The sequence below is a fragment of the Enterobacter sp. KB-280D8 genome, assembly GCF_041399405.1.
Lineage (GTDB): Bacteria > Pseudomonadota > Gammaproteobacteria > Enterobacterales > Enterobacteriaceae > Enterobacter > Enterobacter cloacae_N.
Genome location: NZ_JBGKEC010000001.1, coordinates 258,638 through 271,982 on the forward strand (window position 1 = coordinate 258,638; position 13,345 = coordinate 271,982).

Below are 13,345 nucleotides of genomic sequence, written 5' to 3' on the forward strand. Positions count from 1 at the left end.
AGCGTGTTCAACTACCGAGGACAATTTTCATCCGCAAAGACGAGAAGCAACAACGCGGATAATTGTAATTTTATGGACAATTTGTTCAGGACGTATTCTTCAAACAACACTGCTGTATTTACCACCTCCTTCTCCCTGCTTGCTGGTGAGCAACACTGGCGCACCGCACTATAGTTATCTCTTCTGCCTGAGCTGGCGCTACGCGCTTAGCTGTCTGATTTAATTTCATATTTTTTGGGTTTGCTGCATGCGGCGGGCCACGATGGATTATATTCTCAAGCAGGAGAAAAACATGTTTTACTGGATCTTATTAGCTCTGGCGATTGTCGCTGAAATTACCGGCACGCTGTCTATGAAGTGGGCAAGCGTCAGCGAGGGTAATACCGGTTTTATTTTAATGCTGGTGATGATTTCACTTTCCTATATTTTCCTTTCGTTTGCGGTGAAAAAAATTGCGCTGGGCGTGGCGTATGCGCTTTGGGAAGGTATTGGTATTTTATTGATTACGCTGTTCAGCGTCCTGATATTTGACGAAACATTAACAACAATGAAAATCGCAGGATTAACGACGCTGGTTGCGGGCATCGTGCTGATTAAATCAGGTACCCGTAAACCGACTAAACAGCAGAAGGAGCAGAACCATGCAACAGTTTGAATGGGTTCATGCGGCCTGGCTGGGCTTCGCTATCGTGCTGGAAATTTTCGCTAACGTTCTGCTGAAATTCTCCGACGGTTTTCGCCGTAAAATATACGGCCTGATGTCGATTGCCGCGGTGCTGGGAGCGTTTAGCGCCCTGTCACAAGCGGTCAAAGGTATCGATCTTTCAGTGGCCTATGCGCTGTGGGGCGGTTTTGGTATCGCCGCCACCCTGGCCGCCGGGTGGGTGCTTTTCGGGCAGCGTTTAAATAATAAAGGCTGGATAGGGCTGATATTGCTGCTTGCGGGCATGATCATGATAAAACTCGCCTGATCAATCGGTAACCCTTACTCACCGACAACTGCGCTGGCTTACTCTTTAGCCAGCGCTTCCAGCTTATCGCGAAAGCCGGTGACGGACAGGGCCCGGTTATCGGCTCGCCAGCGGTCTTTCGCCGCCGGGGCGGAGCTTTGAACGCCAATCAGCTGCCAGCCGTTATCGGTTTTCAGCATCAGCGGTGAACCGCTGTCGCCCGGCAACGTATCACACTGGTGCGAAAGCACGCTGGTTTGTGCCCAGCCCGTCACGATACAGTCCGTGTGGGTGTAGAGCGCATCCAGATGATCGACCGGATAGCCAGACTGCGTCACCTTGCGGTCGGCGGCTTTCAGCGCGGCGGTCAGCGCCGCTTTATCTCCGTCAAACAGGGGCAGCGGCGTAATACCCGAAGGCGGGTAGCGTAAAATAATCAGGCCAAAATCCCATGAGGCTGCCGCGGGCGGCACTATCCAGCCGTCACCATCCGGCTTCAGTCGCTTCCCGAGAGAAGGATCAACCCGGCCTTCAATGCCGTGGATTTCATAGCGCCAGATCCCTTTTTGCGACACAAATCGTAAGGCTACCGCTTTGTCTGGCTTACCGTTGGGTGGCGTCAACAGGCAGTGGCCCGCCGTCAGAGCTAATTGTGGGGTAATCAGGGTTGCAGTACACAGGTTACCGCTGGCGGTTTCCAGTTGCCCGATCGCATCCCAGGGGGCCTGGGTAGGGTCGGAGACGCGAGTACGATCGTCATGACCGAAAAAAAGCGTCTTTAGCTCTTTCGCGCTAATGGCACCATCATCGCCATCATCCGCCTGTGAAAATCCAGAAAAAAGGCCAAACGTTCCCAGCAACAACACAACAGATTTACGCATATCACACTCTGGTGGGGGTAATTATGATTATTAAAAGTGAACCCTATGAAAATACTATAGACGGGACGGCGCTAAAGTGGGAGTAAAATCAGCGTGCTACAGTCAGGAAAGATAAAAATGGCTTGCGATGAGCGCGCATAAAATAAGCAGGATCAGAATCAGCTCAAACCGATAGCGTCGCAGCATACGCCCTCCGGATAAAAAAAACGGCGCAGAACCTTTTCCGGTTCAGCGCCGGTTTACCAACGTGCCCCGCAGGGCACGGTTAAGCTTGTACTCTTACGCAGCTGGCTGTGCAGCTGGTTTAGCAGCTTCGTGTTTTACTGCTTTTTTGTGATGCTTTTTCGCCGCCTGGGCTTTTTGCTCTACGGCTGGTTTAGCCGCTTTTTTATGGTGCTTTTTAGCCGCCTGGGCTTTTTGCTCTACGGCTGGTTTAGCGGCTTTTTTGTGGTGCTTTTTAGCCGCCTGCGCTTTTTGTTCTGCAGCCGGTTTAGCGGCTTTATGGTGTTTCTTGTGATGTACGGTTTTTGCTGGCGCCGCGGTGGTCGTTGCAGCAGGTGCCGCAGCCGCTGGTGCAGCGGTGGTTTCAGCAGCGAACGCAGCAGAAGACAGACCCATAGCAGCGGCAACAACCAGAGCTAATACTTTTTTCATGTTCATACCCTCGAATTTGGTTTTTCATTTAACCCCACTGCGGGGCCGTTGAAATAACTATATCCCTGTAAATTCGGGGTTTCCGTGAGTGATTGGTATCGGCGTGTAACCATATGTACAAGGCCGGGGTTCTGCACGGACGCCCCCCTCTCCCTTGAGGGAGAGGGCTGGGGTGAGGGGGTACATACGGCTCTTTTACTTGAGGTCCCTCACCCCCGGCCAAACAGATTACAAATAGCGCGAGGTCAGATGTTCGCGGAAGTAACGGATATTCAGATCCTCGCCCGTCGCCTGGGTGATTAACTGCGACGTGCTGAAGCGGCTGCCGTGCTGCCAGATGTTCTGACGCAGCCACTCAAAGAGGGCGGAAAAATCGCCTTCAGCGATGGAAGCCTGCAGTCCCGGAAGCGCGGTCTTTGCCGCATGGAACAGCTGCGCGGCATACATCGCGCCCAGCGTGTATGACGGGAAGTAACCAAACCCGCCGTCGGTCCAGTGGATATCCTGCATGCAGCCGTTGCGGTAGTTGTCTTTGGTGGATAACCCGAGCCAGGCCTGCATTTTTTCATCCCACAGGGCGGGGATATCGTCCACCTCGATCTCGCCGTTGATCAGCACGCGCTCAATCTCATAGCGCAGCACCACGTGTGCCGGGTAGCTCACTTCGTCCGCATCGACGCGGATATAGCCAGGCTTCACGCGCTGGTTCCAGGCAATAAAGTTCTCTTCGCTAAACGCCGCCTGGCTGCCAAAACGGGCGTGCACCGCAGGGAGAAGATGCTTGAGGAAGGCTTCACTGCGTCCCAGTTGCATTTCAAAGAACAGGCTCTGAGATTCGTGGATTGCCGTTGAGCGCGCCAGCGCCACGGGCTGTCCGGCCCAGGCGCGCGGCAGGTTTTGTTCGTAGCGGGCGTGTCCGGTTTCGTGGATCACGCCAAATAGCGCGCTGAGCAGTTCATTTTCGTCATAGCGCGTGGTAATGCGAACGTCCTCCGGGACGCCGCCGCAGAACGGGTGAGCGCTAACGTCCAGGCGGCCGCCGTTAAAATCGAAGCCGAGCATCTTCATGGCTTCCAGACCCAGCTCGCGCTGGGTTGCCGTCGGGAAGGGGCCCTGCGGCGGAACGAACGACCGCTGAGCCTGTTTCTCCACCGCGCTTGCCAGCAGGTCCGGCAGCCAGGTTTTCATATCGCCAAACAGCACGTCCAGGCGGGCGCTGGTCATGTCCGGTTCAAAAATGTCCAGCAGCGCGTCGTATGGCGTACAGCCTTTAGCTTCGGCGCGCAGGCGGGCCTCTTCGCGGCTGAGTTTCACCACTTCTTTCAGGTTGGCGGAAAAGCCCAGCCAGTCGTTGGCGGGGCGCTGTGTGCGCCAAGCGTGCTCGCATTTGCTTCCCGCGAGCGATTTGGCTTCCACCAGCGATTCCGGTAGCAGGGTCGCCTGCTGGTAGTGGCGCGTCATTTCGCGCAGATTAGCCTGTTCAACGTCGTTCAGATCTTCTCCTGCTGCGGCCGCTAACAGGTCGCCGACTTTTTTATCGGTCAGGATCTGATGTTGCAGAACGCTCATTTCCGCCAGCGCTTCACCGCGCGCGGCGCTGCCGCCTGGCGGCATCATGGTGAACATGTCCCAGCTGGCGATGGAGGAGAGGTGCGAGAAGCGGGAGAGACGCTGGAAGGTTTTGACAAGTGATTGATAGGCTGATGTTTTTTGCAATTCTTATTTCCTCATGCCAGGGATGTGTTTCATGGAGCATACAATGAAACAGACCAAATTCCCCAACATTTCCCACACGGAGGAAATCTGTGCCGATCTCCTCCGTTGAAACCGTCCCCCGGCATTCCGGGAGACGGTTTTCGGTGGGCACTCAGGACTTATCACGCATAACCTGTTGCAGGATCGCCAGCGCCTGGGTGAACTGGGCATCCGGAATCGTCAGCGGATAAAGGAAGCGGATCACGTTGCCGTACTGGCCGCAGATCAACAACAGCAGGCCCTGGGCGAGTGCCTTTTGCTGGATCGCCTGCGCGATGGCGGCCGAAGGTTCACGGCTCTCGGGATCAAAAAACTCCGCCGCAATCATCGATCCTCTTCCCCTTATCGCCACGAGCGCAGGAAAGCTGCCCTGAATTTCCTCCAGCGTGGCTTTCAGTTGATCGCCCAGATGGCAGGCGCGGGCGCACAGTGACTCGTTGTCGATAATATTCAGCACCGCGTGCGCGGCGGCCACCGCCAGCGGGTTGCCTGCATAGGTTCCTCCCAGACCGCCGGGAGCCGGCGCGTCCATGATTTCGGCGCGGCCCACCACGCCGGACAGCGGCATTCCGCCTGCCAGGCTTTTCGCCATTGTCATCAGGTCGGGCTTGTCCGCGTAGTGTTCCATGGCAAACAGTTTACCCGTACGGGCGAAGCCGCTCTGCACTTCGTCAGCAATCATCACGATCCCATGCTCATCGCAGATGCGGCGGATGGCGGCCACCAGCTCTGGCGGGGCGACGTTGAATCCGCCTTCACCCTGGATGGGTTCAAAAATAATCGCCGCCACCTGTTTCGCCTCTATATCCGCTTTGAACAGGCGCTCTATCGACGTGATGGCATCCTGCGTCGTAATGCCGTGCAGCTCAGAGGGATACGGCACGTGATAAACCGACCCGGGGAACGGACCAAACCCCAGCTTATAGGGCGCGACCTTGCCGGTTAAGGCCATGGTCATATAGGTTCGGCCATGAAAGCCTCCCCCGAAGGCAATCACACCCGGTCTGCCGGTGTGGGCCCGGGCGATTTTAATGGCATTTTCCACCGCTTCCGCGCCCGTTGTGAAGAACGCCGTCTTGGCCGGGCCCTGCACCGGGGCCAGCTCGTTAAGTTTTTCGGCTAAGGAAACGTAGCTTTCATACGGCACAATCTGGTAGGCCGTGTGGGTGAACTGGTGAAGCTGTTTTTCCACTGCGGCCACCAGTTCAGGGTGACGATGGCCGGTATTTAGTACCGCGATCCCTGCGGCGAAATCAATATAGTCATTGCCTTCCACGTCGGTGAAAGTGGCATTCTCCGCCGTGCGGGCAAAGAAATTACACATTACGCCTACGCCGCGCGGGGTGGCAGAAAGTCTGCGCTGATGAAATTCCTGGTTACTCATGTCAGATACCCTTTTGTCGAAACGATCATACGCCAAGACGATCGCGCAGGCTGTAGTACGCCGCGCCCATCGCCGTAAATGGAATCCGCAGGCTGCGACCGCCCGGGAAGGGATAGTGCGGGAGGTTGGCAAACGCATCAAAGCGCTCAGCGTCACCGCGCAACAGTTCCGAGATCAGCCGTCCGGCCAGGTGGGTGCAGGTCACGCCGTGACCGCTGTAGCCCTGCATGTAATAGATGTTCTTGTCCAGACGACCAAACTGCGGCATCCGTGACAGGGTCAGCAGGAAGTTGCCCGTCCAGCGGTAGTCGATTTTGACGCCTGCCAGCTGCGGGAAGGTTTTCAGCAGCTTTGGCATCACCAGGCGCTCGACATCGTCCGGATCGCGCGCGCCATAGACTACTCCACCGCCGTACAGCAGGCGGTTGTCGGCGGTGAGACGGTAGTAATCCAGCAGGTAATTGCAATCCTCCACGCAGTAGTTATTGGGGATCAGCGTGCGGACGACCGCTTCCGGCAGCGGGGCGGTGGTCACCACCTGGGTGCCGCAGGGCATGCTGCGTTTTGCCAGCTCCGGTTCTATCTTATCGCCCAGATAGGCATTCCCGGCGACGATCACATAGCGGGCCGTCACCTGACCATGCTGTGTGCTCACCACGGCCGGGCTGGTGTGCTGAATGGCGGTCACCGGGGACTGTTCATACACCCGCCCGCCGTTCAGGCGAATGGCGTCCGCTTCGCCGATTGCCAGGTTCAGCGGATGAATGTGTCCTCCGCTGCGGTCCAGCAGCGCGCCGGTATAGCGTTCGCTGTCAACTTCCCGGCGGATGGCGTTAGCGTCCAGCAGCTCCAGCTGCGTGTTGCCGTAGCGTTCCCAGTTGGCTTTTTGCTCCTCCAGCGTCTCCAGCTGCTTATGGTTTAGCGCCACAAACAGGCCGCCGGGACGATAGTCGCACTGGATCTGGTAGCGCTGGATACGCTCCCGGATGATTTCCCCGCCCTCAAACATCATGCTCCCGAGGACTCTGGCGGCATCGGGGCCGTAGTTTTTCTCAATCACGTCGATATCGCGGCTGTAGGAGTTAACCAGCTGGCCGCCGTTGCGTCCGCTGGCACCGAAACCGATGCGCGCTCCTTCAAGGAGCACCACGTCGTAGCCCATTTCGGCGAGATGCAGCGCGGAGGAGAGGCCGGTATAGCCGCCGCCCACCACGCACACGTCACAGCTGATCGACTCGTTTAGCGTCGAGAAAGGTTCGTAAGCGTTCGCGCTGGCCGCGTAGTAGCTGGTGGTATGTTCGGTCATGATTGAGGCTCCAGGGCAATCCAGATGGTTTTCAGTTCGGTAAATTTTTCCAGCGCGTGCAGGGACTTGTCGCGACCGTTGCCGCTCTGCTTATAGCCGCCAAAAGGTACAGTCATATCGCCATCGTTATAGTTATTGACGAAGACCGAGCCTGCTTTCAGACGGCGGCTCATACGGTGCGCGCGGGAAAGATCGCGGGTCCATACCGCCGCGCCAAGCCCATATTCACTGTCGTTGGCCAGCGTTAAGGCTTCTTCTTCGGTTTTAAAACGGGTGACGACCAGCACCGGCCCGAAAATCTCCTCCCGGCACAGCGGGGAGGCTGGGTCGATGTCGACAAAAATGGTGGGACCCACTGCGGAAGGCCATGCTTGTTCCCGCCCGTCCAGCAGCAGCGTACCTTTCCTTGTTCCCTCGCGAATAAACGTGTGGACGGTATCGGCGTGCGCAGCGTCGATGAGCATTCCCATCGTGCTGTCGGGGTCGAGCGGATCGCCCGGCTGCCAGTGACGGGCCTGCGCTTTTAGCTTTGCCAGGAAGTCATCGGCGATGCTGTCTTCGAGCAGCAGGCGGGTACCGGCGATACAGACTTGCCCCTGGTTATAAAAAATCCCGGCGGCGGTCGCGCTCACGGCCTTGTCCAGGTCCGGACAGTCGGCAAAGATAATGTTGGCGCTCTTGCCGCCCGCCTCCAGCCAGACGCGCTTCATGTTGCTTTCTCCCGCGTCCTTCAACAGCTGCTTGCCGGTACGGGTAGAGCCGGTAAACGTCAGCACCTCGACCTCCGGATGCAGTGCCAGCGCCTGGCCCGCTTCGTGGCCGTAACCGCTTATCACATTCAGCACGCCGTCAGGCAGGCCCGCCTCTTTCGCCAGCCCGGCCAGCCGCAGGGCGGTGAGGGGCGATTTCTCCGACGGTTTCAATACCACGCTGTTGCCCGCGATCAGCGCCGGGCCCAGCTTCCAGCAGGCCAGCAGCAGCGGGAAGTTCCAGGGGACGATGGCCGCGACCACCCCGATCGGCTCGCGCACGATCATCGCCAGCTCGCCTGGACCCGTAGGTGCCACTTCGCCGTAGACTTTATCCGCCGCTTCGGCGTACCAGCGAATGGCGCGAGCCGCGCCGGGAATATCGTCGCGCAGGCTGTGGCGGATGGGTTTGCCGGTGTCCAGCGTTTCCAGTAAGGCCAGCTCTTCGCCGTGGCGTTCCATCAAATCGGCGAGCTTATTCAGCACGGCCTTGCGCTGCGCCGGAGACGCCTGCGACCAGTCACCGCGCTCAAATACCTCACGCGCGGCCTGAACCGCGCGGTCTACGTCAGCCTCCTTGCCGCGGGCCACGTTCGCCAGCGTCTGTTGGGTAGCAGGATTGACGGTTTCAAACGTGGCGTTATCGGCGGCGTCACAATAGGCACCGTTAATAAATAACCGGGTCTCAATGGCGCTGTTTTTTGCTTTATCCTGCCAGTAAGTCAGGTGCTGAAAATGCATATTCACTCCTTTCTTTCGCAATCAGATAAATAAAGGCATGGCCGTTTCAGGCAATACGAAGCCGTGAGGCATCCCGGGAATTAACCCGTTGAATGCCGACATTGATCGTTTTTATTTGTCCCGGCGTAAGCGCGCTTACACCGGGACTGAGTGGTTATTAGAACGTGGTGGGGGTGTGGGCACTGATAATGCGGCAGATGCCTGCCGAGGTGTTGCTGAAGCTGTGCGGTATGCCGGTATTGATGGCATAGCTCTGCCCCGCAACCAGGTGATAAGGCTGACCATTAATGGTCAGCACTATTTCACCTTCCAGTATCGTACCAATCTCCTCACCCTGGTGTTTGATCCTCTCTCCGGTCGTGGTTCCAGGCTGGTAAGTTTCAAAAATCATCGCCAGCGTACGGTTCGGATTTCCGTTATGAACCAGCTTCATCGAAACCCCCTGACTGCCTATTTCGATAAGGTCTTCCTGATTAATAACCACCTGCGGTTCATCAGGTTTTTCCGGTTCCGAAAAGAATTCCGAGAGCGACAGCCCATAAACTTTCAGCAGCTTTTGCAGCGTACTGATGGCAGGACTGACTTTGTCCTGCTCAATGGTGCTGATGGCACTGTGTGTTAACCCAGACAGTTCGGCGGCACGCCGCTGCGAGAGACCCAGCTGCTGGCGGATCTCAGACAGACGTTTCCCTGGCGCCAGTCCGTCATCGCTCATAGTTGCATTTCCTTTACGGTAGAGGTCAAAGCCGTTGCTTCTCGGCAATGTGGCTTTGACAGGCGGTGATAAAACCTTCAAACAACATGCGTGACAGGGCGTACTCGCTGCTGTTCCATTCGGGGTGCCATTGCACGCCGAGGGCAAAAGGGTGGTCCTGAACGCTGACCGCTTCGACCAGCCCATCCGTCGAGCGGGCCTCCACGCGAAGCCGTGGTCCTAACGTTCGTGCACCTTGCCCGTGTAACGAGTTTACCCAAAATGTGTTACAGCCTGGTATTAATTGAGACAGCAGTCCTCCCTCCTGAACCTGAACTTCATGAGACGGGGCGTATTGTAGCTCAACCGACAGTTCAGGGTCTTCCCGGTGCTCAAGCAGGTCGTTCTGCTCGAACAGGCGGCGATACAGCGTCCCTCCCGTCGCAACAACCATTTCCTGCAGCCCCCGGCAGATGGCGAAAATGGGGATGCGCCTTTCGAGCGCGGCACCAATCAGCGCCATACTCAGAAGATCTCGCCCGGGATCGGCGTCAGGCTCATCGCCGTTTTCACCATAAAGGTGCGGCTGCACGTTACTTGGGCTGCCCGGCAGGTAAATCCCGTCCAGGGTGGGCAGCAGAGCGGTAAGTAGCTCTGGCTCTGCCAGCGCATGCGGTAAGGCAATGGGTAAGCCCCCCGCGTTAATAATGGCATTCAGGTACTTTTCTTGCAGGGTCTGGGTCTCATGACCCTTAAGCCTGTTTCTGCACATCACCACGCCAATAACTGGCTTGTTCATTATATTTTCCATGATCGCCCTCACAAAGTGGACTAAATTTAGGCCATTTTCGCCTGTGAAACGGCCTTTTCGTTCAATATTTTCTCAATCTAGCAACGAGATCTGGCTTTTGCAAACTTAATTTAACATTTGACAAACATTTTATTTGCATACAGATTCGATAGGGTGGACATTATATTTGACAGTCCAGAGCAGCGAACGCAAATCCCAAAAACGGTGGTAAATCATGGAAACCAATATCGTAGAAGTTGAGAACTTTGTGCAGCACACGGACGAGAGGCGGGGCAGCGCCTTTACGCAGGAAGTGAAGCGCTATTTAGAAAAGTATCCTGACACCCAGTTTATTGATGTCCTCCTGACCGACCTGAACGGCTGTTTTCGCGGCAAACGTATCCCGGTTGCCGGACTGAACAAGCTTGAAAAAGGCTGCTATTTCCCGGCATCGGTTTTCGCCATGGACATTTTGGGTAACGTCGTGGAAGAGGCGGGGCTGGGGCAGGAGCTCGGCGAGCCGGACTGTATCTGCGTGCCGGTACCGGGCACCCTGACACCGTCCGCCGCCGACCCGGAATACATTGGTCAGGTGCAGCTCACCATGGTTGATGAAGATGGCGCTCCCTTTGACGTTGAGCCGCGGAACGTACTCAACCGACTCTGGCAGCAGCTGCGCCAGCGCGGTCTGTTCCCCGTGGTAGCGGTAGAGCTGGAGTTCTATTTACTTGACCGTCAACGCGATGCCGACGGCTATCTGCAGCCTCCCTGCGCGCCGGGCACCGACGTGCGTAACACGCAGAGTCAGGTCTACTCGGTAGATAACCTGAACCACTTTGCTGACGTGCTGAATGACATTGACGAGCTGGCGCAGCTGCAGCTGATCCCCGCTGACGGGGCCGTGGCTGAGGCCTCCCCGGGCCAGTTTGAGATTAACCTGCACCATACGGAAAACGTGCTCGACGCCTGCGATGATGCGCTGGCGCTAAAACGTCTCGTCAGGCAGATGGCGGAAAAACATAAGATGCACGCCACGTTTATGGCAAAGCCGTATGAAGAGCATGCGGGCAGCGGGATGCATATCCACATCAGCATGCAAAACAACAGAGGCGAAAACGTGCTCGCAGACGCCAGCGGCGAGGATTCCGCGCTGCTGAAACGCGCGCTGGCCGGGATGATCGATCTGATGCCGGCGTCCATGGCGCTGCTGGCACCTAACGTCAACTCCTACCGCCGTTTCCAGCCGGGAATGTACGTGCCGACGCAGGCATCATGGGGACACAATAATCGCACGGTTGCCCTGCGTATCCCCTGCGGCGATCGCCATAACCATCGGGTCGAGTACCGGGTGGCGGGAGCAGACGCGAATCCGTATCTGGTAATGGCGGCAATTTTTGCCGGCATTCTTCATGGGCTGGATAACGATTTACCCCTGCAGGAAGAAGTGGAAGGCAATGGTCTGGAGCAGGACGGGCTGCCGTTCCCGATCCGTCAGAGCGATGCGCTGTGGGAATTTATGCAAAACGATCATCTTCGCGAGCGGCTGGGCGAACGTTTCTGCCACGTATATCACGCCTGCAAAAATGATGAGTTACTGCAGTTTGAACGCCTGATTACCGAAACAGAAATTGAGTGGATGTTGAAAAACGCCTGATGACGAGCCCCGGTAAGGGGCCGCTTTGTTTCATCGCATACGTATTACCAAATGGCCTGCGCGGAGCCTGGCCTAACTGTTCGCTGGCACGCCAGCTATCTCCCGGGAGTCGCGTTATGGAGCGCAGGCGGCACAGGGATTTTCTTAACGACACTGTGTGACGAGGTAGGAAATGATGCAGATGTTCAACTATCCGCAGGGCGAAGGGGGCCAGTCAGGCGCCTGCTGTGAGTGCGAGCGAGAGATGCTGCGCTGGTACGATCGCGTATGTTCTTTACAACTACCCCCTTTGCTAAGCAGGTTTGCGTTAAGGACAACGCGATTGCAAACCACGGTAAGCATGGGGGGGACGGTTTATGGCGACTAACACCTCTCTTGATTCGCCGGGCATGGCCGGAAGAACCCGGCTGCGCAGTTCCCTCAAGCTCTGGCAGGTGGTCATGATGGGCCTGGCTTACCTCACCCCCATGACCGTGTTTGATACCTTCGGCATTGTGTCCGGTATCAGTAATGGCCACGTGCCCGCCTCGTATCTCCTGGCGCTGGCGGGCGTCATGTTTACCGCCATCAGCTACGGCAAACTGGTGCGTCAGTTCCCGGAAGCGGGCTCTGCGTATACCTACACGCAGAAATCGATCGGACCCCACCTGGGTTTTATGGTCGGCTGGTCATCGCTGCTGGACTATCTCTTCCTGCCGATGATCAACGTGCTGCTGGCGAAGATCTACCTTTCCGCGTTGTTCCCGGAAGTCCCACCGTGGGTCTGGGTGGTGGGGTTTGTGACGATCCTGACGCTGGCGAACCTGAAGAGCGTTAATTTGGTCGCCAACTTTAACACCCTGTTTGTGCTGGTGCAGATCGCCATCATGGTGGTGTTTGTCATACTCGTGGTGCATGGCCTGCACAAGGGTGAGGGCGTCGGCACCGTCTGGTCGCTCCAGCCGTTTATCAGCGAGAACGCCCACCTGATCCCGATTATTACCGGCGCGACTATCGTCTGCTTCTCTTTCCTCGGTTTTGACGCGGTCACCACGCTGTCGGAGGAGACGCCAAACGCGGCGCGGGTGATTCCCAAAGCCATTTTCCTGACTGCACTGTATGGCGGGCTGATATTCATTGTTGCCTCGTTTTTCATGCAGCTCTTTTTCCCGACGATCGCGCGCTTCAAGAACCCGGACGCCGCGCTGCCGGAAATTGCGCTGTACGTAGGCGGCAAGCTCTTCCAGTCGGTGTTTCTGTGTACCACGTTTGTGAATACGCTCGCTTCAGGCCTGGCCTCGCACGCCAGCGTCTCACGCTTGTTGTATGTGATGGGGCGTGACAACGTCTTTCCGGAGCGGGTGTTTGGCTACGTGCATCCGAAATGGCGGACTCCGGCTCTGAACGTCATTATGGTAGGGATAGTGGCGCTGTCGGCCCTTTACTTTGATCTCGTGACCGCGACGGCGCTGATCAACTTTGGCGCGCTGGTGGCATTTACGTTTGTTAATCTCTCGGTGTACAACCATTTCTGGCGGCGTAAGGGGCTGAACAAAACGTGGAAAGATCGGTTCCACTATTTCCTGCTGCCACTCATTGGTGCCGTAACGGTCGGCGTGCTATGGATAAACCTCGAAGCGACGTCACTAACGCTTGGCCTCATCTGGGCGGCGCTGGGGGTCCTTTACCTGGCATGGCTAACGCGCCGTTTCCGCAAACCGCCTCCGCAGTTTGAAGCCGGTAAGATAGAGCAGGCCTGGGATTCCTGAACGTGAAACGGCACCAGTACGCTGGTGCCGTTTATCGGG

General features: G+C 56.8%; 12 protein-coding genes. 4 read left to right on the forward strand and 8 right to left on the reverse strand.

Annotated elements, in window-relative coordinates:
- The first annotated feature begins 292 nt into the window (after positions 1 to 292).
- Both mdtJ and mdtI read left to right on the forward strand, forming a co-directional pair.
- Entirely contained in the window at positions 293 to 655 is a 363-nt protein-coding gene (mdtJ, locus tag AB8818_RS01345) for a multidrug/spermidine efflux SMR transporter subunit MdtJ (RefSeq protein WP_116341143.1), read from the forward strand.
- Entirely contained in the window at positions 642 to 971 is a 330-nt protein-coding gene (gene mdtI, locus AB8818_RS01350; protein WP_116340271.1) for a multidrug/spermidine efflux SMR transporter subunit MdtI, read from the forward strand. The genes mdtJ and mdtI overlap by 14 nt, the downstream gene beginning before the upstream one ends.
- Before the next feature lie 38 nt (positions 972 to 1,009).
- On the opposite strand, the gene AB8818_RS01355 is transcribed toward mdtI, so the two are convergent.
- The 8 genes from AB8818_RS01355 to puuD form a co-directional block, all read right to left on the reverse strand.
- On the reverse strand, positions 1,010 to 1,831 hold the full coding sequence (locus tag AB8818_RS01355) for a serine protease (protein ID WP_163329111.1): 822 nt from the start codon (positions 1,829 to 1,831) through the stop codon (positions 1,010 to 1,012).
- A 279-nt stretch (positions 1,832 to 2,110) separates the two neighbouring features.
- Positions 2,111 to 2,485: an acid resistance repetitive basic protein Asr gene (gene asr, locus AB8818_RS01360; RefSeq protein WP_032642591.1), complete on the reverse strand. Its 375-nt coding sequence runs from the start codon at positions 2,483 to 2,485 to the stop codon at positions 2,111 to 2,113.
- Between the two features lie 228 nt (positions 2,486 to 2,713).
- Complete coding sequence (locus AB8818_RS01365; protein ID WP_192981448.1) at positions 2,714 to 4,201, reverse strand: carboxypeptidase M32; 1,488 nt, start codon at positions 4,199 to 4,201, stop codon at positions 2,714 to 2,716.
- A gap of 151 nt (positions 4,202 to 4,352) precedes the next feature.
- Entirely contained in the window at positions 4,353 to 5,624 is a 1,272-nt protein-coding gene (gene puuE / locus AB8818_RS01370; protein ID WP_371199734.1) for a 4-aminobutyrate transaminase, read from the reverse strand.
- Between the two features lie 25 nt (positions 5,625 to 5,649).
- On the reverse strand, positions 5,650 to 6,930 hold the full coding sequence (locus AB8818_RS01375) for an FAD-binding oxidoreductase (RefSeq protein WP_316387210.1): 1,281 nt from the start codon (positions 6,928 to 6,930) through the stop codon (positions 5,650 to 5,652).
- On the reverse strand, positions 6,927 to 8,420 hold the full coding sequence (puuC, locus tag AB8818_RS01380; protein WP_192981441.1) for an aldehyde dehydrogenase PuuC: 1,494 nt from the start codon (positions 8,418 to 8,420) through the stop codon (positions 6,927 to 6,929). The genes AB8818_RS01375 and puuC overlap by 4 nt, the downstream gene beginning before the upstream one ends.
- A 157-nt stretch (positions 8,421 to 8,577) precedes the next feature.
- Positions 8,578 to 9,135 (reverse strand): HTH-type transcriptional regulator PuuR, encoded by a 558-nt coding sequence (puuR, locus tag AB8818_RS01385; protein ID WP_013096835.1) that lies wholly within the window; start codon positions 9,133 to 9,135, stop codon positions 8,578 to 8,580.
- Between the two features lie 25 nt (positions 9,136 to 9,160).
- Entirely contained in the window at positions 9,161 to 9,925 is a 765-nt protein-coding gene (gene puuD, locus AB8818_RS01390) for a gamma-glutamyl-gamma-aminobutyrate hydrolase (protein ID WP_163329119.1), read from the reverse strand.
- Between the two features lie 214 nt (positions 9,926 to 10,139).
- Between puuD and AB8818_RS01395 the strand changes: the two genes are divergently transcribed.
- Both AB8818_RS01395 and AB8818_RS01400 read left to right on the forward strand, forming a co-directional pair.
- The gene (locus AB8818_RS01395; protein ID WP_116340259.1) at positions 10,140 to 11,558 is read left to right on the forward strand and encodes a glutamine synthetase family protein; all 1,419 of its coding nucleotides are present in this window, start codon (positions 10,140 to 10,142) and stop codon (positions 11,556 to 11,558) included.
- Positions 11,559 to 11,914: 356 nt separating this feature from the next.
- Positions 11,915 to 13,306 carry an APC family permease gene (locus AB8818_RS01400; protein ID WP_116340255.1) on the forward strand — a complete coding sequence of 464 codons (1,392 nt, stop codon included), beginning with the start codon at positions 11,915 to 11,917 and terminating at the stop codon, positions 13,304 to 13,306.
- Positions 13,307 to 13,345: the final 39 nt, after the last annotated feature.